The sequence below is a fragment of the Bacteroides sp. 519 genome (assembly GCF_010500955.1).
In the GTDB taxonomy this organism is placed as follows: Bacteria; Bacteroidota; Bacteroidia; order Bacteroidales; family Bacteroidaceae; genus Bacteroides.
Genome location: NZ_QVMJ01000001.1, coordinates 363,570 through 389,230 on the forward strand (window position 1 = coordinate 363,570; position 25,661 = coordinate 389,230).

The following is a 25,661-nucleotide window of genomic DNA, read 5'->3' on the forward strand; positions in this document are numbered from 1 at the left end:
TTATATCTGTGGACGGAACAAGCTCTTTTTTAACATTACCATATCCTTTAGTTGAACGCCGTTTTCATAGATAGGAGTGTCATAAATATCCGTAAAGTAATTCTTTTTTATGTCATATTTAACAAATCCGTTCTTTTCATAAAAACGGATTTGCTTTATTCCGCAATCGGCTGTCCCGAGAATAATTTCTTTATATCCTTGTGCTTTGGCAATCTTAAATGATTCCATCAATAATTGGCTACCTATTCCTGTATTTTGATATTGTTCGGCAACAGCAATATTCATTATTTCTATCGTATCAGTATTTATATGACGCAAGCAAAACACACCGATAGAAATACTACTGTCAATCTGTTTCGCCACATATACCTCCGAATCGAAAAGATATTTGTTAATCCCTTCTATTGTTTCGTCCGCCAATAAAAGCAGGTCATATGGATAGTTCTCTGTTACTTTGCTTATTTTTAGATTCATACCTCGTTTTTTTGTTTTAAAAGTGTTGAAATAGACTTTATGGCTTTTTATATGCCATTTGTACAACTCCATTTTTATAACTCTCACTACTTTGCAACTCCCATTTTAATTCTTTGGACTGTCCCGGAAATAAGCGAATGCCGTTTCCGAGAACAATAGGAATGACGGTTATTATCATCTCATCAACCAGATCCGCAGCAAGTAGCATTGAGAGCAATTCTCCGCCACCAAACAGCCAAATATCTTTTCCCGGTTCGTTACGCAGAGCAACAATACGTTCAATTACATTTCCCGTAATGAATTTTATATTGTTCTTTTCTCCCCAATCATGGCGAGAAACCACATAGACTGTTTTATCAGCATATGTACCCATTGCATCCATGTTTGATAATTCACGCCAAGAACGACCACCCATGATAATAGTGTCAATCGAAGCCATAAATTCTTTATGACCATAATTCATTTCTTCGGTAATAGGAAATTCCGAAAGCCATTCGATACCACCGTTCGATTCTGCAATGTACCCGTCAATGGAAGTCGCTATGTACAATTTTATTTTTTTCATGATTTTCAATGTTATACAAAATACGAAAAAAGCGTGGAACTCACACTGCTCAATGTAGAGGTACTGGCATACCCGACTATCGAAACAGGCAAGCCCACGCCATACTTTCGTATAGCATGAACATTGCAACTGTTGTCTCGATAGTCTTTGAAAAGTGCCAGTTTTCTACATTGAGACGTTCAGTGAACGTTATGTTTTATATTTATGAAGTATCTGATATACTTCTAATTCTCTTTATTTTACGCATACAAAGATAATATATTTAATCGGTTTATCTGCTGTCTGCATCATCCATTCTCCGGGTTAACGCCTTAATCAAGCGATTGAGGTATTCCGTCCGATTGCTTTTGCGGCTTCGGATTTCTAAAAATATATGGTAAATATCGCTCAAATCGACCTTGAAAATTCTTCCGAAAATGGTTGCCAATGCTTTAATCTCTATCATTCCTGCATTGATGCTCTTTTCCTCGTGGATTCCGTAAATTATTTCGCCAAGTGCCGTTTTTTTATCAGTCCATTTTGCAGATGGGAGTTCATCATCTATTTGATAGCCGTTTTCTTCCTGATACTTCAATTTAGACAACTCGCAATTCAGATAAGCCGCCAACATATCGTTGGCAAGTAATTTAGCGACCTTGAAATCGAAGTTGGTAGAAAATTTGGGGTCTCGTTCGAAATAGAAACTTTCCAGATTCAAATCTATTTCGTGGCGACCTCTTAAAAAATAAACTTCGTCAAAACAACTCTGTCCTGAACGGTAATACTGAATAAATTCAGTATTCTTATTACAGAAATCGTTTATTTGGTTATGCTCTTTTTCCAGATATGTTCTTATGGTGGTATAGTTTGAAACAGGGCGATTGACCTCAAGGTAATATATCTTACGAAGATATATCAACTTACTGAACGCTTTGGGCTTGGTTTCTTTGAAGAATGTTATTTCCTCCTGCCGGGTTGGAAACTCGTACTCCGAAACCGTTGCTTTCAGTTCTTCAAAAGTATTTTCCATCGTCAATATCATGGACGGAGTGTTTTGAACTATATCATACAATTCCAATTCTCCTACTTGAATTGAAGCACTCAACTCGCTGACTATTTTTTCTATTTTATCTTTCATAAAAGTATCTGAATAATGAGAGCTACCTGAATATTTAGAATTTCAAACCTATCTTAAAAGAAATAGAATGATGACTTAGCTTCTCCTCAAACTCTTTCAGGAAGAAGCTATCAGTATGTTTTTTCAGCCGTTCTAATTCCTGTAACTCATAACCGACAGCCAGTTGCAGTTTCATTTTGTTCTTTAGCGGATATTGAATCCCCACAGACTGATTCATGAAAAATCCGCCGTTGGTATTACCGGACGGGGCAAAAGAATACCCGGCAGCAGATTCGACATAAGGTGTAAACTTTCTTTCCCTGCCGATTTGAAACCTTATATCTCCATATACGGGAATAAGCATTTTCTCATAAAAGGATAGTCCTGTTCCTGCTCCGACAGACCATCTTTCGGTCAGGTTGTAATAACCCAATACCTGCCATGTGAAAGGAGTGGAGGACGGTGTACTCATGGATAATCCCGTTCCGATAGTTGTTGCGAAAGATATTTTACTTTCGCCATTGGTTTGCGCTTTCACGCTACTAACTGCAATGCACAGAAGTATAATAAAGATAAATCGTTTCATATCATTGAATATTAATGGTTATTTCTTTTGCGATGTTTAATGCGGATGTCAAAGAAGATGTGTCAGAATAAATATTCCCATTGCTTCCGTCAGGACTGCTATGCCCAATGATTGTTGCCGAATATTGCTTCTTGTTGGAATCGAGGTCTATTTCCGCCGAATAAACTACGGCGGGTTGTCCGCTACCTTCTTTACCACCTGAATAATTTGTATCCCCTTCTTTTGCATTTTTGGGGTAATTATCGTTCCAGTCCGTAGAATGGTTCAGTTCTATTTTCACAACGAATTGTTTCAAATCACCAACAGGACGCATTTTTACGTCAAAACTTCCATGTGGTGTTGCACCGGATATACCGTCAACCAAAGGTTCTGATTTTGTCGGTAAGTATAACCCGTCCGAATACTGAACCCCACGAGCGTAACACCATACCGGCAATGATTCTTTCCGTCTGTTACCCCCATTGGATTGCCACGACTCGGTTGCTATCTTGTGGCTTGCATAAATGGTTGTAAGGTAATTACCTGCCAAATCCTCCACCCATATAGCAATTTGTGGTGGATTTTTCTTGTTAATGCCCAGAAATGCGGGGAAGTCATGTAACCATTCATCGCCTTTTGTTACCAAGACTTTAATATCGTCCTCCTTGTAGGTAACTAAATCCTTGTCGCACGAAATCAGCACTCCCAGTGCTGTAATTCCTGCTACTACTAAATTTCTTGCTTTCATTTTTACTTTATTTATTTGTTAATAATGTGTCCGAGTGGGTACATTGTGGATAAAAAAATATCACACGTACCTATCCATGCTTTCCGACTGTTTTATAAGGTAGTTATCCTGTTCGTCCAGATAAATGATATAATACTCCATTGCTTCGTTTATTCGTAGCAATTCGTCCAGTTTGTCTGTTTCTACTGCCATAATTGCGGTAGCATATGCATCGGCGGTGGTACAATCGGAAGCAATAACCGTAGCACTTAAAATACAGTTATTCGCCGGATAACCTGTCTGCGGATTAATCGTGTGCCCATATCGCTTGCCATTTTGGGAGCGGTAGTTATTATAGTTTCCCGAAGTCGCAACCGCTGTTTTTCCCGTCAAGTGAAGGATTATTTCAAATTCGGACGATTTATCAATTCCCAAATACTTGGGCGGTTTAATTATCCCGACAGACCAATCCGAGCCTGCACCATTTTTACCCTTTGTTACAATCTCACCGCCAATATCAACCATGTAGTCATTTACGCCTTTGCTGTCGAGATAACGGGCGATAATGTCACATGCAAGTCCGTCCCCGATAGCGGAAAAGTTTAGTTGAATACGGGAATCTTCCTTTTCAATGGAACCATTTCTTAGAGTAACTTTGTTGTAGCCGACATACTCCATTATTTCATTTATCAAACTATCAGATGGTTCTTCCATATTCTTAAATCCAAATCCCCAAAGATTGATTAACGGAGAACAGGTAGGGTCAAATACTCCTTTTGTCTTTCCCGCAAGTTCCATCGAGCGGTTAAAGGCTTCTGTGAAAATGGCATCCAAAGCTACTTCCTCGTTATTATTTACTTTCGATAAGGTTGATTGCGGGTCGAAAGGATTGAGAGATTCGTAAAAGACATCATAAATAAACAGGATATCTTCGCTCAAATCATAAGGATAGTTGTAAGTTATCCTGTAATAAGTATGCCTTTCTCCCGTCAATACATGATATTTGCTCTTATCATCGCATCCGGTAGAACCATATAATATAAATGGGAACATAGCTAATGTAAATTGCTTATTGATTAACATATACAGCAACTCTTTTTACAATATTCAGAGCCGTAGTCAGTTTAGAGGTGTCGGAATAAATGTTGCCATCGGAACCGTCGGGGCTGCTATGTCCGATAAGCTCTGCCTTAAATTCCCGTTGCTCATTAGTTAAATCAACCACAACCTGAAAAACGATTGCAGGTTGTCCGCTTCCCATTTTTCCACCGGAATAATTAGCATCTCCCTCTTTCGCGTCTTTAGGATAATGCTCATTGAAATCCGTTGAGTGATTAAATTCGCACTTAACAACGAACTGCTTAATATCTCCGCTCATTTGAAGGTTAGTAGCAAAACTGCCTTTGGGTGTCGCCCCGGTTACGGCATCCGGTAGCGGTTCGTTTTTAGTCGGAAGATAAAGCCCGTCAGCATACTGCTTACCTTGTGAATAACTCCAACAGGGGAGCGACTCTTTACGCCTGTTTCCTCCGGCAGCAGTCCATGACTGCTTTGCCAACTTCTCGCTAACATAGATTGTGGAAAGGAAATTTCCTTCCAAATCCTCTGTCCATATAGCTATCTGTGGGGCATTCTTCTTTTTGATAAACCAGAAGATAGGAAAGTCATGTAACCACTCGTTCCCTTGTTCTATGGCGACTTTAATATTACCGTTGCCAAATTCCGAATGAATAGTATTCTGTCCGTTGCAACCCAATGTCGTTATTGCTAAAGCCATACTTAAAATTGCTTTTTTCATTGTTGGTTATTTTATCATTATATCTATCAATACATCAATTCCTTTAGCTATCTGATCCCAACCTTTATCGCTTTGAATATCAATGCCGTTATACATCTTACAGTTTTCTGCGAACATGGCTAAATAGACAATTCCTGCATCCATAAGAGCAGATATAGCTTGTAATTGCTCCTTATCTACCTTTGCGAATCCGGACATCATTTCCATAAATTGAACTCCGTTTTTTTCTCTTTGGGCGCGGATTTCTACTACGAAATCTTTATCGGAAGAAAGTTCCCACCTTTTTAATCTTTTAAGCGCAATATTATCCCTGTATTCAGCTATTTCCCTGCGATAAAACGTTTTCAAATAGACTTTAATATCCGAAACATCCGGTCGCTCCAATGGTGTATTAAGCCAAAAATCATGCTTCTTCATGTAAGCATAGATTAAACCATCAAGAGATTCAAAATAGCGATAAATGAGAGTTTTGTTTACTCTCGCTTGCTCTGCCACTTTCCTGACTCCAAGCGATTCAAAGCCTTCCCCTACAATAAGTTCTCCGACCGCATTAATCAGTTTTTCTTCGGTCATATCCCGGTCTCGTTCTATTTTCGTCATTTCGATTCAATTTTGTATCCAACTGGATACAAAATTAAGTAACCATTTGGACACAGCCAAATTTTTCGACAATTATTTTTAAAAATAACTTGTATTTTATTGAAAGGAGTGCTTTATGGCTGATAAGCTAAAAGCATACAAATAATGTTTACTTCCTTTCAAATCAGAGTTCCGCTTTTGTTCAAGGTATTATTGTGTATGACAAAAGGATTGGAGTTTGACCAAGTAATCATCCCACAAGTAACTGACAGGAAATGCAATTCGGATATTGACCGGAGTATGTTTTATGTTTCAGCAACAAGGGCGATGCACAAGTTGACATTGACTTTTGTTGGAATGAAAAGTAAACAGTTTTAATGGCTTTAAATATATTTGAGAATATTGGCAATATGGGGATAATTTCGTACTTTTGTATTCATTAAGCGTTCTTAATGTATTGTTGAAAACGAAGCTAATCAGCGAATAATGATAGCTGGTTTCTAAATCGTTACCTGTTTGTAATATCAATCTTGCAACACGCTGAAATACATTTGATTGGAAGACTTTACATGTCTTCCGCAATGATAGGTCAGCGCACCCGTCATTCCGATTAGCTGGCGTATGCTTTGGAGATTCCATTTCAGAGCGTTATATTCCATTTTAGGGAATAAGGTTTCTCTTGATAGATTCTTATACTTTTCGATTAACTCGATGGCTTCGGGAAGCAGCTTCACCCGGCACAGCTTGCCATTCTTGCCGCGTTGGTATTTGAGCCATAAGTCGCCCGCATCGTCTTTAGACAGGTTATCGTTGGTTATGGATATTACATCGACGTAGGCAGTCCCGGTATAGCACGCAAAAAGAAACATATCACGGGTGGTAATATGCGACCATCGGTGTTCTTCAAACTGTAAATCCCGTATCTTTTCAAATTCTTCACGGCTTAAGGTGCGCGGTGGATTAACTTTTTGCTTTAGCAAAGGATAGTTTACAAAGTAATGTCTATCGGAATGCCCCTCTTTGAACGCAATCCGGCAAATCTTCTTTAATATCGCCAAATAGTGGCGCACAGTTTCTACGCCTAAATTTCTTTCAAGAATGAGATAATCCTGAAATTCCCGGATAAACTGTTCATTTAGCTGGCTGAATGCAAGGTCTTTGACATTGTGATTTTTGCTGACAAACTCGCCTAATCTTCTCCGAGTGTAGAGATAATTCGGGATTGTACGGTGGGAAACATCTATTCCGACACGTGCCCTTACCTCTTCAATATGGCGGTCGAAGAGCCGGAACAGCGTCATCTGTGTAGCTATACCACCTTGAAACTGGTTCTTTACAGCTGTGGCATCGAACGGTATATTTCGTTCGGTTAGAATGCTGTAAGCCTCGTTGATACTAAGCAGTAGTTTATCTATCTTCTCGTTAATTTCGACTGCTTCTTGGCTTTTCCCGTTCAAACGGCTGGCTCGCGGATTCCAAAGCGAGAGAGTGCAGGAGAGTTTACTACTGAACTGTGCAACAGTATCGTCGACAGTTATTCTTCCCATAATCGGGGTCTTTCTTGACTTGTCAAGAACACTCTTTTTCAGGTAGAGTAATACCTTAAATTTCTCATCTTTCATACGCTTATATTTTGTGGGTAAAGTTACCCGTTTTATAAGCGCTCTTAATCATGTAAAATGCAGCATATCAGCGCAAAAGAATAATTCTAATTACCTGTTTTCAACTGGAAACAGACAGGCTAACGATTTGGTAACTGAAATGTAGCGCAAATCTGCTTCGGGATAAACATTTCAAATAGCTTTAGAATAATGCAAACCTATTTTCATACCTCACAGTGAAAATACCGTTCTGTACATATCGTTTGGCAATCTTTCCGACAGTAGTCTTATATTTGCCAGCGAATGTCTTGTACATACTGTATTGCATGATATATCTGTAGTGGCTCAAAATAGAACAGTTGTTCGCAATTGAGTAGTAATTGTAGAACCCTCGAATCATTGAGTTATACTTCTCAAGAATCTCTAAATCATCGTTATTTATCGACTGGCTAAAACACTTAGGTTTCCATTGCTCTTTTCCATTATGATATCTAAGTTCCATCATGTTGGAGTCAATCAATTTCTTTTTTATCGTGTCCATTGGCAGTTTTAGATATACCTTTTTGTTAAAGGCTCTAACCATACGACCTAAAGAATCCCTTTTAGTAAGGTTGGATTTACGCACATAAATTTCATACCCAAGAAACTTGGCTGATTTTTCTGTATGGGTAATCAAAGTCTTTTCATCTGACAGTTCAAGTTTAAGGTTCTCAGAAAGGAATCTTGTTATATCCTCTTTGACCTTTTGACTTTGAAATCCGGCTATGGTATTTTTTGCGGATACCGACCTGTTTCCCGTTTCTTGTCGGGATGTTTGCATTTACAAGAAACCGTTTTTTATAGTCAATCATAGATTGTTCAAGAACTGTTTCTTTGTTTGGAACAACGATCATTTGTACTTCCTGTTCTTCTTCCTGAACAGTTTCTTCACACTTGCTTTCTCTTATTCGTTTTCTGTGGCGCATTGCTTTGGGTATCATTACCACTGCAAGCACGACAAGGCAGCATACGATAAGACCTATCATTATCGTATTGTCATTGAAAAAAATCGGATTGGGTATCATACTCTTGTTTTTTATGGGTTAAAAAATACTACCGTTATTCTTATTGTATAGTTCGGTTATCTCATCCTGATAAGTGGCAAAATGTTGGGTAAGCACATTGTCGATGTAGCTGAACAAAGACACCTGATTTTTACCGATAACCTGAACAATCTTCATTATCTTTTCATGATGTTCTTTGCGGATGTAAACAGATTTTCCGGTACGTGCCGTAATTCCGACCTCCTGAATGAACAGGCTTTCGTAATCAGGCGATTTACCCCGCTTGCGCTTCGTCTCTTCACGGGGAGTTTCTTCCTGAACAGTCGCAACGGGTTGTATCGTTTCTTCGGGTTCTGTATTCTGTTCCTGTTTCTTTTCATACTCAGGAACTAATGCTCTGGGTATGGAACTCGGATTGTTCCGCCGTTCCTTGTTTTTGAATGAGGATATGACAAAACTTGCATCAATCTCATTCAGGTTCACGTCTTCTTTCTTTTTAGCCATGACTTGATTATTTTAGGGTTTCCAACATTTCATCTATCAGGGTATCGAGGTTACTGCCCCTTACCAGTGCTTTATCCGCAGGGAACAGCGTAGATCGGAACAGGGCTTTGTGATTTACCGATTGTTCACGACGGAATCGCTTACTGTCGGGAAGGAATGTTTTGAAAAGCGGGAACCCCAGTTTGTCAATCACATCCTCATACACTTCGTAGAGTTCGGTTTTCTCCCGTCCATCGACGAGATTCCAAAGTAGAAACAGCCCCTTGATTTTCGCTTTGCCGGGCGTAATCAGGGCATCATTGACGGTAATTACATATTGCAGGGTACTTTCCAGTACCAGTCGGTCGGCACTTATCGGAGCAATTATGTAGTCCATAAGAGAAAGCGTGTGTACTACTGCCGGATTGTTGATAGTTCCCGGCAGGTCGAAGAATACGAAGTCAGGCTTCAATTCTTCTATTACATCCTGCGCATCTTCCATTGCGTTTTCAGGACTGCTTTCGATAACTTCATAAGCCTTTTTCCCCAGTGCGGAAAATTGCTCGTAAGCCATGAGCTTGTAATGATCGTCTTCCATCGACATTTTTATATCACGCTCTCGCATTTCCGCAATCGAGTGTTGCGGAAAGTCGCAGTCAATCACGGCCACATTATAGCCTTTCACATAATGCAGATAAGAAGCTACCAACACAGTCAGGGTTGTTTTTCCGGCTCCACCCTTTTGGGTGCTAAAAGCCACGTTCAAAGTTTTCTTTTTCATTGTCTGAATTTTTTAATTATTGTACATCGTTTGTATTTCTGTCCGGCTAAACAACTATCTGTCTGTTTAGCCATTCGTTTGATTATTTGTCTATCCGTCTATCTGTCCGCACATCCGTTTGTTTGACCGTTTGGCTATTTGGCTGTTTGTCCGTCCGTCTGTTTAGTCATTGGAACGTTTAGCCGTTTAGCCAGTCATTTGTTTATTCAGTCATTCGTTTGGCTGTATCTCCATATAGCCAACTGTATATTTTTATATCCGTACAGCTATCCTTTTAACTGTCCGTCTGTCTGTACATACAGCCGTTTTCCTCTGCAAATAAAAACCTAAAATTTATCCTGCACACTACTTTTTCACGAGGTGGCAGCAAGTGGCTTCGGTATGGCAGCAAGTGGCTTCGATGCTTATAATACAGCACGTTACTTTAGCCTGTAACTTTGCAGCATGAAACGTCGGGAGGTGTCCGACCGCCATTTTTGCTCGCTGCCCTCGCTTTCATATCTGTCCCTGTTCAGGACAGATTTTATTTGCGACATGGCAAATAGCAAGCTGTATTTTTTGCTGCACGGAAACCGTTTTGCTGCAAAAAATGCTTGCCCCGCAAGGGGGACGCAAACCCTCCGAAGTCGGGTTGCTTATGGAATCATTTCGGGCAATGATTGATTGGCGGCGGATGCCGGAACGACGGATTGTACCACTAAAAAATCCGACGTATGAATGAAAATGCTAAGAACTCCCCGAAACGGGGAAAAGGGGGACGCTCCCCAAAGAATGATCCGGCTGCTTACCGTTATTCGGTAAACTTCACGGCTGTCGAACACGCCCGGTTCCTTACCATGTTTGAGCAATCAGGGCTTCAATCTATGGCACGTTTTATCGCTGCCCGTGTATTCGGGGATGAGTTTCGTGTGGTAAAAATCGACCGTTCCGCTATGGAATACGTTACCAAACTCACTTCTTTTTACGCACAATTCCGTTCCGTTGGAACGAATTACAACCAAGTTGTAAAGGAATTGCACAGCAATTTTTCGGAGAAAAAAGCACTCGCTTTACTCTACAAATTGGAGAAAGCCACTATTGAACTGGTTGAAATCGGGAAGAATATTCTGGAATTATCGGAAGAATTTAAGGAACAATGGTTGCAAAAATAAACATAGGAAGCAACTTGTACGGTGCATTGGCATACAATCAGGAGAAGGTGGACGAGGGTTTGGGAAAGATATTGGGGAGCAATCTTGTCTTTGAACCGACCAACGGACAGTTCAATGTTTCTGATTGTATGGAGGATTTTATGCAGTTTGTCCCGGCTCACTTCCGTACCGAAAAGCCTGTTTTCCATGTATCGTTAAACCCGCATCCTGATGACCGCCTGACAGACGATCAACTGGCGGACATCGGGCGGGAATACATGGAAAAACTGGGATATGGCAATCAGCCTTATCTTATTTTCAAACATGAGGACATTGGTCGGGAGCACCTGCATGTCGTATCGCTCCGGGTGGATAGCGAGGGAAAGAAAATCGACAGTTACAAAGAGCATGAACGAAGCAAGGAGATAACCGAACACTTGGAGCGCAAATACAACCTGAACCCAGCGGAAGGGCAAAAACGTTCCGAACAATGGGAACTTACCCCTGTCGATGTTTCTAAAGGCGATTTGAAGAAACAGATTGCTGCCGTTATCAAACCGTTGGCATCCATGTACCACTTTCAGTCAATGGGAGAATACAAAGCGGTTCTCTCCTTATATAATATAAATGTAGAGGAACTGAAAGGCGAAGTAAAAGGTAAGCCTTATCGGGGATTGCTGTATTCGGCAATGGACAGCGAGGGAAACAAGGTCGGCAATCCGCTAAAGTCTTCCATATTCGGGAAGTCGGTCGGATATGACGGACTTGAAAAACGTATGGAGAAATCAGCCGAACGTATCAAAACTAAAAACCTGAAAGCACATACGCTGAAAGCTGTTTCCGAAGCCAAGCAGGGCAGCCAAAGTGAGAGCGAGTTCCGAGCGAAACTAAGGCAGCAGGGTATAGATATTCTGTTTAGGCGGAATGATGAAGGGCGGATTTACGGTGCAACCTTTATCGACCACACAACCCGTACCGTTCTGAATGGCTCACGATTGGGCAAGGAGTATTCAGCCAATGTATTCAACGACTTGTACGGAGAAAAGCAGGAACAAATACAAGAGCCGATACAAACCACCAACCTTTCCGATGTTTACAAAGCAAATACACAACAAGAGAATAACCACAGTGCCGACAATGGTCTGGGTGGAATATTCTCAATTCTTTCTCCCGAACCGGAGAACCATCCTAAAGATGAAATGCCATTACCACGCCGTAAGAAAAAGAAAAAACGCAGGTATGGCAGACAGATGTAGAACTGTATGCATTAATTTATAAATGTATCAGCTTTTATTATTCTTATAGCCGGATTTATTTTGTCAATTAATTCTCTTACGAAACTAAAATCAGAATTACTCATGGCGACTCCGGTAATAACTTCTTCTATTTCCGCATCTATAAAGTGCTTATCTTTTACGAAAACTCTTACCTCTTCTTCATAGTTCCAAACTTCAAGTTTATGACTTAATATTTCTATGGCAGTTTGATCATTAAAGTCCTGATTGCGAATGTATGCTAATCCATTATAATGTGTTGGTCTGACTGTATATCGGGTATCATCTATTCGTAAACCAATGGCAACACCTCGTTGTCCATTAGCATAGTGAGACCACATCAATTGATTGTCTTTTACTTTAGAAAGAGAGCATAATCTTAATTCTCCTTTTTCTTCTAAAAGTTTATCCCGAATATTTCTATTTAACTCTCCTGTTTGATAGTAGTATTGCCCTTCCATCGGATCATTAAGGTCTTTGTATTTAGCCGCAAACAATCTGTTTTTCAAAAGGATGTCAACGAAATTCTTGAAATTATCCAAACTTCGATATTTATATAGTATTTCAGTCATATCCGATTATTTGATGTTATAATATGTTTTCAGAGCGTCAATGACATACGTCTGATTTTCATTTAACTCCGCTTTTGTCCATTGAGTTCGGTATTTGTTGAATACCCTTAACGAGTTGGGAAATGTATTAATGTTTTTAGCAAAATATTTTTGATGTTTCAAGGAGTAATCTAATCGACCTTGTGAAGCATTTTTGCCTCGTCCCAACAAAATTAAATTCCCAAGTTTATTTGTTAAATCAGCTCTGTCCGCATCTGAAAAATCTTTTTTCCATTGACTACCATCTTTAGGGGTTTGAGGTAGAATATGCTCAATTGTAATTTGACCAATCCCGCTCCATTTATTTGCTTTATTGTCACTATGTAGAAAATCCAATTTCAATAATATGTTTTTAACAAACTGTCTTCCATAGACTTTTTTGTCTATGTTTTTCAGGAAATTAACTTTGTCAAAATTAAACAAATTCGTTTTAAACAAGTCTTCTGGCGATTTATGAACTTCAATACCTTTCAGGATTGCATTCATATTTTCTATTCTTTCTGTTGGGGTCAACTGTCCGATCCAGTCTCCTGTGAACTTTTTATCAAGCAATAGCAGGAACTCATATATGCTTTTTGAATTGAATTTATTATAAAAAGAGAGCAACGGAGGAATCCAATCAGTAGAAGGTAGAGTCGTCTTCATTACTACAAGCATATTGTTGAATTCAAATCCATTAGTAAAACTATGATTATCATTTTCGAATAGTTGGTCGTAATGCTCATAGTATTTGTTTAATAGGTCGAAAGTGTCTTTTCCTTTCTTTAACAAAGCCGGTTTTAACGTGCCTGTTGTTTTATCTTTCTCTTTAGGATTGTATATCTTGTCTTCAAATTCTTGCAATAAATTTAAACGTGCTTTTTCTTTAACAACAATAGTACGAATAAATGAAAGGAAACGGTCAAATTCTTCACCTAACTCACTTTCTAATTCTTCCCATTGAAGTCCATATTTAACCCGTTCAGCGTCTGGAACATGTTGTAGATTTTGTGCTTTTAATATATCTGAGTTTCGGAGTTTAACACCTCTGTCATTTAAAATAGTGAATAAGCGAAAAGCATCTTCTAATTGCTCGGAATAGACATAAATCATTAACACATATTGCAATAGATAGGGGAAGAAGGTATCAATGTTTTTGTTTTCGTCAAAATAATTTCAAATACATACGATTGAATTTGCCATATTTTTGATAGACACATCCTTGTCTTCATTTGCAATACGCTTGATCTCTTCCCATTTGTCTATAATACTATTTTCAGGTTTTATATATTCGTCAATAAATTTTTCTACTTCTGGGCGTATCTTATATAGCAGGCGAATCCGCTCAGGTGTATTTGTATCTTTATCTTCTTCCTGAAAAATATACTTTTGACAATTTTCTTTTCTTTTTTTATTTGTCTCAATGTCGCGAATAACAGCAAATAGTAAAAATATAGTAGTAATGCGCTGTTGCCCATCTAATAAATCGTTTTCTACAAATTCTTGTTCTCCTCCAGCTTTTTTATGTTGATAAACAAACGAACCAAGAAAATAGTCATTTGCAGGTGTGTTTATGGCAGCGTAGCTAATATCATCCAACAAATCTATAACCTCGTCTTTACTCCATACATAAGGGCGTTGATATTCAGGTATACGATACCATTACTCGAATACATCTTTAATGTATATTTTATCTGTTTTAATTTCATTACGAGGTGTTACTGCCATTTTCTTATATATTTTACTTGTTTTCTTATTATGAATTATTTTTGTGCCTGCAAAGTTAGCAAATATTTGAAAACCAGAAAGGTTGTGTTCCCTATATCCTTTGAAATCACTTGTTTTTACAGATTTTTTCAATCAACGCCACACACTGCCAAACCGAAGCCACATGCTGCCATCTGTCTAAAAACCTCTGAGACTTAGGAAATACCTCTCTAATTTCGCTTCTCAAACATTAAAAAAATTATAGAAATGCAACAAGAAGACGATTTGAGAGGACTTGCCAAAGTCATGGAATTTATGCGAGCAATCAGCATAATTTTCGTAGTGATAAACATTTATTGGTTTTGCCATTACGCTTTGCGGGAATGGGGAATCAATATCGGAGTAGTTGATAAGATACTACTGAACTTTGATCGCACTGCCGGACTATTCGGCAGTATTCTCTACACGAAATTATTTGCCGTTGTTTTCCTTGCCCTTTCCTGTTTGGGAACTAAGGGCGTGAAAGAGGAAAAAATCACTTGGCCGAAAATCTATGTTTTTCTGGCAATCGGTTTTATCCTGTTCTTTATGAACTGGTGGATACTTGATTTACCGTTACCCACAGCGGCGACAACTGGTTTTTATATCCTCACAATGGCAGCAGGCTATCTGTTTTTGTTGGTCGGTGGATTATGGATGAGCCGTTTGCTCAAAAACAATATGTTCGACGATGTTTTCAACACAGAGAACGAAAGTTTCATGCAAGAAACACGGCTACTGCAAAGCGAATATTCCGTGAACCTACCAACTAAATTTTGGTATAAAAAGAAGCAATGGAAAGGTTGGATAAATGTCGTCAATCCTTTTCGTGCCAGTATCGTACTCGGAACTCCCGGTAGTGGAAAATCATACGCTGTTGTTAATCAGTACATAAAGCAGCAGATAGAGAAAGGATTTTCGATGTATGTGTATGACTTCAAGTTTCCAGACCTTTCTACAATCGCTTATAACCATTTATTGAACAATCAATTAGGATACAAAAAAGTACCGACTTTCTATGTGATTAACTTCGATGATCCGAGCCGTTCACACCGATGCAATCCTATCAATCCATCTTTCATGGAAGATATCAGCGACGCATACGAATCGAGTTATACAATTATGCTCAACCTCAATAAAACGTGGGTGCAAAAGCAGGGCGACTTCTTTGTAGAATCTCCGATTATTTTGTTTGCTTCAATCATTTGGTATCTTAGAATATATAAGGATGGAAAGTATTGTACATTTCCTCATGCGATAGAGTTCCTAAATAAACGCTACGAAGATATTTTCCCTATTCTCACTTCATATCCCGAACTCGAAAACTACCTGAGTCCTTTTATGGATGCGTGGCTCGGCGGTGCTGCCGACCAGTTAATGGGACAGATCGCAAGTGCGAAAATCCCACTATCCCGTATGATTTCGCCCCAGTTGTACTGGGTTATGAGTGGCGATGAATTTACGCTTGATATAAATAATCCTGATGATCCGAAGGTGTTGGTTGTCGGCAACAATCCCGACAGACAAAATATTTACGGGGCGGCACTGGGGCTTTATAACTCCCGTATCGTGAAATTAATCAACAAAAGGGGCAACTGAAAAGTTCGGTAGTCATTGACGAGCTGCCAACAATTTACTTTAAAGGATTGGATAATCTGATAGCAACCGCCCGAAGTAATAAAGTTGCAGTACTTTTAGGGTTTCAAGATTTCAGCCAATTAACAAGGGATTACGGCGACAAAGAAGCAAAAGTTGTGATGAACACCGTCGGTAATATATTCTCCGGTCAGGTTGTGGGAGATACGGCAAAAACGCTTTCCGACCGCTTTGGTAAAGTATTACAGAAACGTCAGTCCATGACTATTAATCGCAACGATAAATCAACCTCTATCAGCACCCAAATGGATAGTTTGATACCGCCGTCAAAAATTTCTAACCTTACACAAGGAATGTTCGTCGGTGCGATTGCCGACAATTTCGATGAACGTATCGAGCAGAAGATATTCCATTGTGAAATAGTGGTGGATAATGCGAAGGTAGCTGCCGAAACAAAGGCTTATCAATCCATTCCTGTTATTACCGATTTTACGGACGAAAACGGAGTGAATCGTATGAAAGATATGATTAAAAAAAATTACGACCGCATCAAAGAGGAAACTAAACAGATTGTTGCCGATGAATTGCAGCGTATTAAAGATGACCCTGCGTTGGCCCATTTGTTGCAGCAAGGGGAATAAATGTAAAAAGAGCGTAGTTTTTTAATCTTCTACGCTCTTTCAAATGATGCTGCTCATTTTCGTTTCCCGCTTTTTTCTCTTTGAGAGAGAGCACTTCCTGCAGCAGTCTTGCTTGTAGCACTTGTTCGCCCATCTCTCAAAACTTTAGAAGCGGCCGTGGCAGCGGATTTACTGGTAACTTTTTTAGCCATACCTGTAAAATTTAGCTTTCAATCCGAACAGTGCAGGTGGATTGATTCCTGCTTAAAGTTATTTTTTCTGTCGTACTCAACCTTATAAAATTACTTCAAAAAGAAAAGATTGATTTTAAGAATTTCTTCCATCTCTTTTTCTTTTTAGGTCTTTTTGTAACAGAACTAACGCTTTCATTTTCTTTATTGTAATACTTTGCTTTTCGCTTTTTATCATTTGTCCTGCCGAATTGAATTTCTTCTTTATCCCATTCTCTAGCATAAACGATTTCGTTCCTTTTAATCCAGTAATGAGATTGACAATTAAAGCTCCAATTGCCTATAGAAGGAGATAAAGAAACCGTTTTTCCATCGAATATCAACTTCCAATCCGTAGGAGAAATAGGCGTAACCACTTCATTGCCACAGCCACACGCACACTTGTGTATGGCTGTGCAGTATTTCAGAGAAATATACAACACATCATCTTCGACAGCATCGGGAATAATCTCGACAAACCTATGTTGCATCATCATTGATTATTTTTGAAGTCCCTATTGTGAAAATACTATTGTGTTCACTTTCTTGGTCAACATAAAAGCCGCTTAATTTTTTCCACTTGATTACAGCGAAACAAGCATTTAACGAATTGAGTTCGGCTATTTGAATGTTTGTTACATAATCGTTATTCTCACTGTCTTCTGCAAATACTCTTGTGGAAAAATGGTCGTTTTTTGCTTTAGTTACAGTCGTTACCCTTGTAGCTCCACGCAACTTGTCATCTACGGTTTCTACACCCAAACCAACGTCAATACAAGGTATGCCTATGCGAATTAAGTACTTAACTATCATGTTACGAACACTGTTTTTATCAACGCAAATAAAAACAAAAGACATTTGGTCGAGCTCTTGGATATTGTCTTTCAGCACATAATAACTGTGAGGGATTATATGCTTGTGCATATTAGCGTAAATACCGGAAAGATATTCAGCCTTCCTTTGATTCTTATTTAAATCATCAATTGAAGCAGCTCCCGGAGAGCGAAACGCATTATGTTGATCGAAGTCATCTCCATCGAAAATATGAATTTCGGAAACAGGAGTTTTGGCTATCAAATCTAATACATAAGCACCAGTTCCGCCCAGCCCGATAATAGCGATCTTTTGCCCATTAAATTTTGAATTAATCAAGTCTATATTTGCTCTACTTGAGTTAGTGTCAATGTACTGAAAAACCGTTTCATTTGCATTGTCAGGTATGACTTTGAACGTTTTTTCAGTTACTGTACTATCCAAGTACTTAGCGGGAGCTGAAATAATATCTGCATACCGTTTCACCTTTTCGTAGTAATTAGGATAGCCTTGCTGAGGCTTATTCGAGAAAGAGCGATTTATTGCTATGCCTCCAAAATTCTTGGCTGAATTATCGTGTTGTATTGCAGTTATTATCGTCCCGTCGTCATTACAAGGGTTGTCTCCAATAAAATAAATAACATGATTATCAGGAGTGGCAGTCGTGGCTCCATTCTTCAAAGTAAGCGTGCTCACTAGTATTCCGTACTGTATAGTCTTATCGCTTCTTACATAAGGAATATGGTGGACAAGTAAATGTCCACCACGAACCTCTATTTCGTAACCTTCGTCTCTAAGACGCTTCAGGTCTTGACTATGATTTATCAGTTGCTGTGACATCGAATATCATGTTATTTTTAACATCAACAACTGATCCCTTCACCATAGAACCTTCCCTGTTAGACTTAGGCCCCTTACTATAAGTAACGGTATAACCCTTATTCGGATTATTGTCGTAGGAACCGAATGCCAATACAATGACTTGTTCAAAAGATATGGTAGCCTGCGACCAAGCCTTTTCACGAGCATTTACTATGATTTTAAACTCCTTTTGTTTGGGTTTAGAAATGAAGTGTTCTACACCCGGACGAGCTAAATCAACAATTTCATCGTCTTCAATGAAATCATCGTTCCAACCATCAGGAATATCAAGGTATAGTTCATCGCTAGGCGAAATCCCTCCTAACTCTCGAATTTGTACGCCACGGATATATTGCTTGTACCAAACAAAAGGAACTCCATTGATTGTGAAGTGCAATTTCTTTTTCACAAAAAAATACTCCGTTTCCGGTCTTGCCAGATTTACTCGCGTATCGTTTTCTATCAGTTCGTCATTATACGGCTTACTGATAGATAGAAACAATTCGGTATCCAAAGGAATGCCCGCTAATTGCTTCAACTCTGCACCTGTTAGGTATTGCTCACAGGTTTCATACTCTTTTCCCTCTATAACAAACTTCAAGGGTACTTTTGGAGAGTGTACTTGCCCTCCATTTTTTTCAATTTCCATATGAAATTAATTTTAAATTTTACAAATTGATAAGTGACCGCCTATCATTTCAGCAGTCGGAGGATTGCAATCCTCCTCGTTTGTCCGAACGTTTTTGCTTATTAATTATTTAATTAACATTCAGGCCTAAACGACACATCCGTTTGCGTCAATTTAGTTTAAAACCACATGGAAACTTGTTTATTCCAAATAAAAGAGGTAGTTTTGAAGCGCAATTTAAGAACTACCAAAAGCTTTGCAAGAGCTTTGGTTACCTTTTAAAGGAATCAAGCCAGGTGGTCTCCGCCTGGTTTTTTTATTGATATTATTTTATTATAACCCTTTCATCGACCTTGATATTTTCGTGTATAAAGTTGTATTGAGTTAACAGGTTTGTAACTTCATCGTAAACTGTCCCCTTCTTTTTGGGGTCTTTAATTGTTATAATCATTACAAATTCCTGACTGATATTTTTACTGTCTTTCATCCTCAAATCATAATCGTTTCTGTATGATGCTTCCAGTTGGAGAAACCAAAGACGATCTTCATAGAGGTTTGCTTTCTTCGGAGCTTCTCTCAACTCCTCCAAATCAATGCACCACTTTTTTACAGGCATAAATAATTCTGTATGCCCCGAGCTATAACTATGCAAAAAACGCTCGCTCTTAAATGTGGCTGTAGCCGACTTTTGCTTCCTGGTACTGTATAAAGATGGGACAAGCAAATTTTGTTTATCTTCCATGTCAATAGGATTTCTCTTGACTTTACTATCTTTAATCTCAACTTTCTTCTCATAAGTACCAAAGGAGGCATCAACATCACTTTGGACATATTCAGCCCCATGATAAGAGTTAATTTCGGGTGAAGACACCAATGTGATCTTTACCTGCCCATAAAAATACCCGTCTTCGACAAGGCTTTTTGGAAAAGGGAAATCCATTATTTTGATATTTGAACCTTTATCAACTGCATCCATTAAAATTAAAGTAACTTCATCAGGGTCATTATAAAGAATATCTGCAACCTTGGATGGTAAGCCAAATCCAATCTGATTTATTCTGTCCATTAAGTCGGCATCAAACTCTTCAGGATGTTTTGCAGAGTGTATTAGTAAAGCCTTTATAAAATCCGAATTAAACTCTTCTTTCATTGATCCTGCCAATTCTGCTGCCAAAGCAGCAACTCGAGGAGTACTATAACTTGTGCCGACAGAACTGCAAATTTTTCCATCAGCAGAAAAAGATTTCACTCCATTTAAATCTAATCTCCCTTCTTTAAATCCCACATTGCCGCCATAATGAACTAAATCAGGCTTTATTACATCTCCACAGCCGGGTCCAACCATTGAGAATGGAGAGGGGTAATTCTTTGGGGTCAGATCATGGTCTCTTTTATCATGTGCTAAGGAACCTACTACTAAAGTTTTCACACTTTCTGATGCCTCTGTAATTCTTCCTCTGGGAGCAGATTTCATAAAGTTAGAGCAGTTGCCCGCAGCTTTTACTATCAATATGTTATATTCTTCCTGTAACTCATCTAAATAGCAGGCAAAATCAGAGTATTTGCTATCCTGAACAGGTGTATCATTCCCAATTGAGAAGTTCCAAACCTTTACCTCGGGATGTCTCTTGACAGCTTCCCGCATAAAATCCACCATCATTGGTTCGTCTATATATCCAAATTTATCATTCGGATATATTACTGCTTCTGTTATTTTGAATGGCTTTGTTCCAGTCCAATCTTTGCCCTCTAATTGGTCTCCATAATTTATTATACCTGCGACAAATGTTCCATGATCATTATTGTATTCGTCCTTCCCAAAAGCAATATAGCTACCATCTTTCCACTCTTTCAAATGACTTATATCGCTTATTCCTTCATCAAATACGCCTATTTTGAAATAATCAACCCCCTCTTCTGGCGATTTTACTTTTATTTCATCTTCTTCAATTAAGCTGCTTTTGGTTAGTCTAACAACAGGTACTTTTGTGATTGAGAATATACTTTCGCTTTCATTGGCATTGATTAAAGACTGAGGTTTGACGGATGAAACTCTATACAAAATAAGATCCTTTGTATAGTTGAGTTTGGTGTATTTTAACCCCATACTATTACACAAGTTTTCAAAACTTCGTTGAGCAATTTCATTCAGTTTGTAGTCCCCATAGTTGATAAGTTTTACCTTCAAGTCTTCTTCTTCATTGTTTTCAAGATCAATTACAGGAGAAAAATCCAAAGCTTCTTCGACAACAGAAATACCAACAATATTTTTGTCTGTATCTTTTATTCGTTTTTCAATTTCATTCAAATCGTTTATATCATCAATTTTAACTAATAATTCATCCTCTGAAACCATTCCGATGAGATTAATCTTCTTTCCTCTATTGAAAATTTTACCTATTTCTCCACGATATGTTTTAGAAAGAGCATTGTTGTTCAATTTTAATTTAATAATTGTAGGTAGATAGTTGTTGCTGTCAACTTTATGTTGCACCCTACCTCTTAAGCCACCGAAATATCCATTGAAATGACTTAGTCTTGCATTTAGCTCTTCTCCTTCTAATCGAAAACGTACTCCGATTTCATCTTTTTTAATCACGGGTAGGTTATTGAGAGCTTTGTCGTTATTTCTTTTTTTGAATAACTTTATTGGCAAATTCTTCTTCATAATGTTAATCTTTTAAGTTATTCCTTATTTGTCTAATTGATACATTTAATATGTCTGCAATTTGAAGTTTCGGAATGCCATTATCATTCAGATATTTAATTAATTCATCTGCCGTGAAGTTCCCGTGTTTTTCAAATTGAAAATTCTCAATCAATAAATCTTCAACATTGATTTCTTCTTTTTCTTGTATTACAGCTTGTGTGATAGCATTCGTGACAATTGTCTTTATATCAGCAGGTGTCTTTTTTGACAGCAAATAAACAATCCGATCCATTTTTTTGTCCGAAGAGAAATCATGTTTATAATTTTCCGCATACAGCTCTATTAGTTTTCGGACACCATCAGCACCAAGCTGACTTACCTCAATGACAGTATTAAACCGTCTCCAAATTGCCTTATCAAGCAATTCTGGATGGTTTGTTGCTGCGATAAGAATATTGTTCTGTGAGAAAATATCAATATTTTGCAACAGACTGTTTATTACCCTTTTAAGCTCACCCATTTCATGCTCATCATCTCGTGCTTTTGCTATAGCGTCAAATTCGTCCAAAAAAAGTATACAAGGCTTACTATCAGCATATTCAAATATTTTTCTAATATTTTTGGATGTATTGCCAAGTAAAGAAGATATTAATGCATCTAATCTAGCAGTCACTAAGGGTAGTTTTGTTTGTATAGATATATACTTTGCTATCGTTGTTTTTCCTACGCCAGGGATGCCATATAGCAGCAAAGAACTTTGCATAGGTAACCCTAATGATTTAATCTTATCCTTATTTTCCACAATTTTAATGAAGTCCATCACTTTACGCTCTATGATTTCGGGCAGTATTATTGTGAAATCATTCTCAGATGGATTAAAGATGTCGACAATGCTCATTCTCGTTTCGGAGTCTACTGGAGCCGTCGTAGTAAGTTGCTCCATCGTTAATGTGTTAGAAGCTCCACTATCAATAACCTTTCTGATTCCTTTAGCCAAGCGTGCATTTCCCTCTTCATCGAAAATGTCTGCTAGTTTTTTGGCAAACTGGACAACCTTTGCAGGTTCTCTTCTCATGCCGCCTTCTATTATTTTAATTATTTCAGTATACATACGACCACTCAATTAATTATTTATGGTGCAAATATACTACTTGTTGTTACAACTGCAAAGAAAATCGTGATATTTTTTTGCTTTATCGTTTCATTTGTATCAACTATCGTTATATTGCAACGATTTATCGTTTTATTCACAACAGCATTCGTCGCACAAAGAACGTTCTACTGCCATTATAGCATAATTGAACCTACAACGCCACACCTACCCAAATCGAAGCCACAAGCGTCCACCTGCCGACAAAGCCACTGCTAACCCTCTGATTAAGCCTACTTTTATTCTGCATTAATAGTGATGCAGAACAAAAAACAATTTAATCATGGATGAAAAATTGAATCCGAAAGACAAAGTTCTCCTGATGCGAGATGAAGGAGAAGGCAACAAACTCAAAGTAGTGAAAGGCATTGACAAGAAAGGAAAGATTGATGCCGTAGATCCCATGAAGGCGAAACAGACCGATTTTATCAAAATCGACAAACACGCCGACCCTCTCGAAAACTTTTTCAAAAACTTTTTTAATCAGGCAAAGAACCCCTCCCATACGGGATTCTATGCTGTAACAGTTGATATGCTTGATAAAGTTCTATCTCTTAGTGATAAGGAATTGGAAAAGTTTCGTATTGATCCGAGAGATTACCTGAATAAAGAACAGGAGCAATCAACCAAGAAAGACGAAAAAGAAGTAGTAACCGAAAAAAAAGAAGAAAAAATGGATGCAACAACCGAACAGAAAACGGAATTTAAGCAATTCGACACGAACCGTATCCCTGAAAACGAGTATCAGAAATACGGTATCAAGCCCGAAAATTTAGAGGGCGAACTCAAAGCCATGAGTTACGGGTACAAATCTCCGCACCTCGTGGATATTAATCCGAAAATTGAGGGCGTGGACTATCCGATGAAAGCCCGCCTGTCATTAGAGGAACAAGCTGACGGTAGCCTGAAATTCGTTCCGCACCCACAGCAACAACAGGTAGATTTGGATAAACCGTTTCAAGGTATCATGCTCCCGAACGATGTTAAGGAAAACCTATTGGCGACAGGTAACGGTGGTCGTGTGGTCGAACTGAAACCAAGACCAGGCGAAAAAGTACCGTCGCTTATTTCCATTGACAAACTGACCAACCGTTTGGAAGCCGTACCGCTTGATAAACTTACCGTTTCTCAAAACCTGAAAGGCACGGAACTAACTCCCGAACAGCAACAGGCACTCAAAGAGGGAAAGAAAGTATTGGTCGAGGGCATGACCTCTAAAAACACAATCGGTACAGACAATCCCCGAAAATTTGATGCTTACGTTCAGTTCAATGCTGCCAAAGGCGGTTACGATTTCTCCTACGAGGGATTAGACCGCAATAAGTACCAACAAAACGCCAAGCAGGAACAGAGCCAAAACGGGGAACAACAGAACCAAGTCCGTATTCCCAAAAAACTCTTAGGCGTTGATTTGGATGAAAAACAGCAGAACTCACTCCGTGAGGGTAAAGCGGTCTATGTTCAAGGAATGCTGAAAGATGCAAAGGGAGAGCCTTTCAATGCGTATGTAAAGGTAAACAATGAAAAAGGCAAACTCGACTTTTTCAAATGGAATCCTGATAAAGCCAAAAAGCAAGGTGCGGATGTGAAAGTTGCTGAAGGGAATAAGACACAGGTAGCGGTTAATTCCGAAGGCAAGACCAATGAAGCTACCAAGAATGTAAAGGAACCCCTGAAACAAGGTCAGCAAAAGCCTACCGAGAATCAGAATAAAGAACAGAAGCAACAGCAAGGAGTTAAAAAGCCTGTAAAAAAATCCACAGGACACAAAATGTAATATCAACCACTAAAAAAATCCAATAGTAAATGAAAGTAATAATTGCAGAAAAACCGTCGGTAGCCCGTGATATAGCGGCTATCGTTGGTGCGAGTAACCGCAAGGACGGTTATTTGGAAGGTAACGGATATGCCGTTACATGGGCGTTTGGACACCTTATAACATTGGCAATGCCACAGGATTATGGTATCACAGGCTTTCAAGCTGAAAACCTGCCGATACTTCCTGCCGAATTTAAGTTGTTACCCCGTCAGGTAAAGGACGGTAAGGAATATAAATCTGATCCGGGTGCGATGAAGCAACTTAAAGTTATCAAAGAGTTATTCAATAAATGTGAGCGAATCGTGGTTGCTACCGATGCCGGGCGTGAGGGAGAGTTAATTTTTAGATATATATTTGATTATCTTGAATGTTCCAAACCTTTCGACCGTCTTTGGATAAGCAGCCTTACGGATCAGGCTATCCGCAAAGGGTTGGAGAACCTACGTCCGGGAAAAGAGTACGACAACCTGTACACTTCAGCAAAAGCCCGGAGCCAAGCCGATTGGGTTGTCGGAATAAACGCTTCACAAGCCCTTTCGGTATCGGCAGGCTACGGGGTATGGTCGTTAGGTCGTGTACAAACACCCACACTCGCCATGATTTGCAGCCGATACCTCGAAAACAAAGAGTTCAAGCCGCAAACCTATTTTCAGGTAAAATTGCATACGGCAAAAGACGCAACCCAGTTCGCCGCTATTTCCACAGAACGGTACAATACGAAACAGGACGCAGACACAATCTTAGAGCGTATCCGCTCGTCAGAATCCGTCAGCGTCGTAAACGTAGAAACAAAGCAAGAAAGTCAGGAACCGCCATTGCTCTACGACCTGACAATTTAACAT

24 protein-coding genes and 3 pseudogenes are annotated in these 25,661 nt (G+C 38.9%); 6 read left to right on the top strand and 21 right to left on the bottom strand.

Annotated features, from left to right (window positions below):
• From D0T85_RS01640 to D0T85_RS01675, 8 genes are all read right to left on the bottom strand, one after another.
• Complete coding sequence (locus D0T85_RS01640) at window positions 1-474, bottom strand: N-acetyltransferase (protein WP_163209542.1); 474 nt, start codon at window positions 472-474, stop codon at window positions 1-3.
• A gap of 37 nt (window positions 475-511) precedes the next feature.
• The gene (locus tag D0T85_RS01645; RefSeq protein WP_163209544.1) at window positions 512-1,039 is read right to left on the bottom strand and encodes a dihydrofolate reductase family protein; all 528 of its coding nucleotides are present in this window, start codon (window positions 1,037-1,039) and stop codon (window positions 512-514) included.
• A 271-nt stretch (window positions 1,040-1,310) separates the two neighbouring features.
• Entirely contained in the window at window positions 1,311-2,156 is an 846-nt protein-coding gene (locus D0T85_RS01650) for an RteC domain-containing protein (RefSeq protein ID WP_163209546.1), read from the bottom strand.
• A gap of 34 nt (window positions 2,157-2,190) precedes the next feature.
• Entirely contained in the window at window positions 2,191-2,721 is a 531-nt protein-coding gene (locus D0T85_RS01655) for a hypothetical protein (RefSeq protein WP_163209548.1), read from the bottom strand.
• A gap of 1 nt (window position 2,722) precedes the next feature.
• Complete coding sequence (locus tag D0T85_RS01660) at window positions 2,723-3,448, bottom strand: hypothetical protein (protein WP_163209550.1); 726 nt, start codon at window positions 3,446-3,448, stop codon at window positions 2,723-2,725.
• 60 nt (window positions 3,449-3,508) lie between these two features.
• Entirely contained in the window at window positions 3,509-4,510 is a 1,002-nt protein-coding gene (locus D0T85_RS01665) for an FAD:protein FMN transferase (RefSeq protein WP_163209552.1), read from the bottom strand.
• Entirely contained in the window at window positions 4,497-5,225 is a 729-nt protein-coding gene (locus tag D0T85_RS01670; protein WP_370459907.1) for a hypothetical protein, read from the bottom strand. Before D0T85_RS01670 ends, D0T85_RS01665 begins: the two co-directional genes overlap by 14 nt.
• Window positions 5,226-5,231: 6 nt before the next feature.
• Complete coding sequence (locus tag D0T85_RS01675; RefSeq protein ID WP_163209554.1) at window positions 5,232-5,825, bottom strand: TetR/AcrR family transcriptional regulator; 594 nt, start codon at window positions 5,823-5,825, stop codon at window positions 5,232-5,234.
• A 149-nt stretch (window positions 5,826-5,974) separates the two neighbouring features.
• Between D0T85_RS01675 and D0T85_RS01680 the strand changes: the two are divergent.
• Window positions 5,975-6,182 (top strand): annotated as a pseudogene (locus tag D0T85_RS01680) (ATP-binding domain-containing protein); the annotation flags it as partial.
• A gap of 146 nt (window positions 6,183-6,328) precedes the next feature.
• On the opposite strand, the gene D0T85_RS01685 reads toward D0T85_RS01680, so the two are convergent.
• The 5 genes from D0T85_RS01685 to D0T85_RS01705 form a co-directional block, all read right to left on the bottom strand.
• A complete protein-coding gene (locus D0T85_RS01685; RefSeq protein WP_239060612.1) occupies window positions 6,329-7,426 on the bottom strand; it encodes a site-specific integrase in 1,098 nt (365 codons plus the stop codon).
• 181 nt (window positions 7,427-7,607) lie between these two features.
• The gene (locus D0T85_RS23140) at window positions 7,608-8,225 is read right to left on the bottom strand and encodes a group II intron reverse transcriptase/maturase (RefSeq protein ID WP_163209558.1); all 618 of its coding nucleotides are present in this window, start codon (window positions 8,223-8,225) and stop codon (window positions 7,608-7,610) included.
• On the bottom strand, window positions 8,116-8,469 hold the full coding sequence (locus D0T85_RS01695) for a hypothetical protein (protein WP_163209560.1): 354 nt from the start codon (window positions 8,467-8,469) through the stop codon (window positions 8,116-8,118). Before D0T85_RS01695 ends, D0T85_RS23140 begins: the two co-directional genes overlap by 110 nt.
• Window positions 8,470-8,487: 18 nt before the next feature.
• Complete coding sequence (locus D0T85_RS01700; RefSeq protein WP_163209562.1) at window positions 8,488-8,952, bottom strand: DUF3408 domain-containing protein; 465 nt, start codon at window positions 8,950-8,952, stop codon at window positions 8,488-8,490.
• A gap of 7 nt (window positions 8,953-8,959) precedes the next feature.
• Window positions 8,960-9,712 (bottom strand): ParA family protein, encoded by a 753-nt coding sequence (locus tag D0T85_RS01705; RefSeq protein ID WP_163178338.1) that lies wholly within the window; start codon window positions 9,710-9,712, stop codon window positions 8,960-8,962.
• A gap of 713 nt (window positions 9,713-10,425) precedes the next feature.
• On the opposite strand from D0T85_RS01705, the gene mobA reads away from it, so the two are divergent.
• Together mobA and mobB are read left to right on the top strand one after the other, a co-directional pair.
• Complete coding sequence (mobA, locus tag D0T85_RS22450; protein ID WP_203558396.1) at window positions 10,426-10,863, top strand: conjugal transfer protein MobA; 438 nt, start codon at window positions 10,426-10,428, stop codon at window positions 10,861-10,863.
• A complete protein-coding gene (mobB, locus tag D0T85_RS01715; protein ID WP_163209564.1) occupies window positions 10,848-12,098 on the top strand; it encodes a conjugal transfer protein MobB in 1,251 nt (416 codons plus the stop codon). The genes mobA and mobB overlap by 16 nt, the downstream gene beginning before the upstream one ends.
• An 11-nt stretch (window positions 12,099-12,109) precedes the next feature.
• Here the strand turns inward: mobB and D0T85_RS01720 are convergent, their stop codons facing one another.
• The 3 genes from D0T85_RS01720 to D0T85_RS01730 all read right to left on the bottom strand — a co-directional run bounded on the left by D0T85_RS01720 (window position 12,110) and on the right by D0T85_RS01730 (window position 14,359).
• The gene (locus D0T85_RS01720; protein ID WP_163209566.1) at window positions 12,110-12,688 is read right to left on the bottom strand and encodes a DUF2971 domain-containing protein; all 579 of its coding nucleotides are present in this window, start codon (window positions 12,686-12,688) and stop codon (window positions 12,110-12,112) included.
• A gap of 6 nt (window positions 12,689-12,694) precedes the next feature.
• A complete protein-coding gene (locus D0T85_RS01725; RefSeq protein ID WP_163209568.1) occupies window positions 12,695-13,819 on the bottom strand; it encodes an HNH endonuclease family protein in 1,125 nt (374 codons plus the stop codon).
• A gap of 63 nt (window positions 13,820-13,882) precedes the next feature.
• Entirely contained in the window at window positions 13,883-14,359 is a 477-nt protein-coding gene (locus D0T85_RS01730; protein WP_163209901.1) for a DUF262 domain-containing protein, read from the bottom strand.
• Window positions 14,360-14,680: 321 nt separating this feature from the next.
• On the opposite strand from D0T85_RS01730, the pseudogene mobC reads away from it, so the two are divergent.
• Window positions 14,681-16,689, top strand: a pseudogene (gene mobC / locus D0T85_RS01735) (conjugal transfer protein MobC).
• 286 nt (window positions 16,690-16,975) lie between these two features.
• Here the strand turns inward: mobC and D0T85_RS01740 are convergent.
• The 5 genes from D0T85_RS01740 to D0T85_RS01760 all read right to left on the bottom strand — a co-directional run bounded on the left by D0T85_RS01740 (window position 16,976) and on the right by D0T85_RS01760 (window position 22,961).
• Window positions 16,976-17,395: a DUF6527 family protein gene (locus D0T85_RS01740; RefSeq protein WP_163209570.1), complete on the bottom strand. Its 420-nt coding sequence runs from the start codon at window positions 17,393-17,395 to the stop codon at window positions 16,976-16,978.
• The gene (locus D0T85_RS01745; protein WP_163209572.1) at window positions 17,379-18,551 is read right to left on the bottom strand and encodes a ThiF family adenylyltransferase; all 1,173 of its coding nucleotides are present in this window, start codon (window positions 18,549-18,551) and stop codon (window positions 17,379-17,381) included. Before D0T85_RS01745 ends, D0T85_RS01740 begins: the two co-directional genes overlap by 17 nt.
• A complete protein-coding gene (locus D0T85_RS01750; RefSeq protein WP_163209574.1) occupies window positions 18,526-19,221 on the bottom strand; it encodes a multiubiquitin domain-containing protein in 696 nt (231 codons plus the stop codon). Before D0T85_RS01750 ends, D0T85_RS01745 begins: the two co-directional genes overlap by 26 nt.
• Window positions 19,222-19,525: 304 nt before the next feature.
• Window positions 19,526-21,868 (bottom strand): S8 family peptidase, encoded by a 2,343-nt coding sequence (locus D0T85_RS01755; protein WP_163209576.1) that lies wholly within the window; start codon window positions 21,866-21,868, stop codon window positions 19,526-19,528.
• Between the two features lie 4 nt (window positions 21,869-21,872).
• Window positions 21,873-22,961, bottom strand: coding sequence for an AAA family ATPase (locus D0T85_RS01760; RefSeq protein ID WP_163209578.1), 1,089 nt, complete (start codon window positions 22,959-22,961; stop codon window positions 21,873-21,875).
• A 322-nt stretch (window positions 22,962-23,283) separates the two neighbouring features.
• On the opposite strand from D0T85_RS01760, the gene D0T85_RS01765 reads away from it, so the two are divergent.
• The gene (locus D0T85_RS01765; protein ID WP_163209580.1) at window positions 23,284-24,777 is read left to right on the top strand and encodes a DUF3945 domain-containing protein; all 1,494 of its coding nucleotides are present in this window, start codon (window positions 23,284-23,286) and stop codon (window positions 24,775-24,777) included.
• A 29-nt stretch (window positions 24,778-24,806) separates the two neighbouring features.
• Window positions 24,807-25,652, top strand: a pseudogene (locus D0T85_RS01770) (DNA topoisomerase); the annotation flags it as partial.
• Window positions 25,653-25,661: the final 9 nt, after the last annotated feature.

Coding starts and splice junctions, on each gene's coding strand:
- D0T85_RS01660 (WP_163209550.1), bottom strand. CDS start 3,448: ATGAAAGCAAGAAATTTAGTAGTAGCAGGAATTACAGCACTGGGAGTG.
- D0T85_RS23140 (WP_163209558.1), bottom strand. CDS start 8,225: ATGCAAACATCCCGACAAGAAACGGGAAACAGGTCGGTATCCGCAAAA.
- D0T85_RS01720 (WP_163209566.1), bottom strand. CDS start 12,688: ATGACTGAAATACTATATAAATATCGAAGTTTGGATAATTTCAAGAAT.
- D0T85_RS01675 (WP_163209554.1), bottom strand. CDS start 5,825: ATGACGAAAATAGAACGAGACCGGGATATGACCGAAGAAAAACTGATT.
- D0T85_RS01695 (WP_163209560.1), bottom strand. CDS start 8,469: ATGATACCCAATCCGATTTTTTTCAATGACAATACGATAATGATAGGT.
- D0T85_RS01665 (WP_163209552.1), bottom strand. CDS start 4,510: ATGTTAATCAATAAGCAATTTACATTAGCTATGTTCCCATTTATATTA.
- D0T85_RS01760 (WP_163209578.1), bottom strand. CDS start 22,961: ATGTATACTGAAATAATTAAAATAATAGAAGGCGGCATGAGAAGAGAA.
- D0T85_RS01765 (WP_163209580.1), top strand. CDS start 23,284: ATGGATGAAAAATTGAATCCGAAAGACAAAGTTCTCCTGATGCGAGAT.
- D0T85_RS01705 (WP_163178338.1), bottom strand. CDS start 9,712: ATGAAAAAGAAAACTTTGAACGTGGCTTTTAGCACCCAAAAGGGTGGA.
- D0T85_RS01755 (WP_163209576.1), bottom strand. CDS start 21,868: ATGAAGAAGAATTTGCCAATAAAGTTATTCAAAAAAAGAAATAACGAC.
- D0T85_RS01745 (WP_163209572.1), bottom strand. CDS start 18,551: ATGTCACAGCAACTGATAAATCATAGTCAAGACCTGAAGCGTCTTAGA.
- D0T85_RS01655 (WP_163209548.1), bottom strand. CDS start 2,721: ATGAAACGATTTATCTTTATTATACTTCTGTGCATTGCAGTTAGTAGC.
- D0T85_RS01645 (WP_163209544.1), bottom strand. CDS start 1,039: ATGAAAAAAATAAAATTGTACATAGCGACTTCCATTGACGGGTACATT.
- D0T85_RS01685 (WP_239060612.1), bottom strand. CDS start 7,426: ATGAAAGATGAGAAATTTAAGGTATTACTCTACCTGAAAAAGAGTGTT.
- D0T85_RS01650 (WP_163209546.1), bottom strand. CDS start 2,156: ATGAAAGATAAAATAGAAAAAATAGTCAGCGAGTTGAGTGCTTCAATT.
- D0T85_RS01740 (WP_163209570.1), bottom strand. CDS start 17,395: ATGATGATGCAACATAGGTTTGTCGAGATTATTCCCGATGCTGTCGAA.
- D0T85_RS01700 (WP_163209562.1), bottom strand. CDS start 8,952: ATGGCTAAAAAGAAAGAAGACGTGAACCTGAATGAGATTGATGCAAGT.
- D0T85_RS01640 (WP_163209542.1), bottom strand. CDS start 474: ATGAATCTAAAAATAAGCAAAGTAACAGAGAACTATCCATATGACCTG.
- D0T85_RS01750 (WP_163209574.1), bottom strand. CDS start 19,221: ATGGAAATTGAAAAAAATGGAGGGCAAGTACACTCTCCAAAAGTACCC.
- mobA (WP_203558396.1), top strand. CDS start 10,426: ATGAATGAAAATGCTAAGAACTCCCCGAAACGGGGAAAAGGGGGACGC.
- mobB (WP_163209564.1), top strand. CDS start 10,848: ATGGTTGCAAAAATAAACATAGGAAGCAACTTGTACGGTGCATTGGCA.
- D0T85_RS01725 (WP_163209568.1), bottom strand. CDS start 13,819: ATGATTTATGTCTATTCCGAGCAATTAGAAGATGCTTTTCGCTTATTC.
- D0T85_RS01670 (WP_370459907.1), bottom strand. CDS start 5,225: ATGAAAAAAGCAATTTTAAGTATGGCTTTAGCAATAACGACATTGGGT.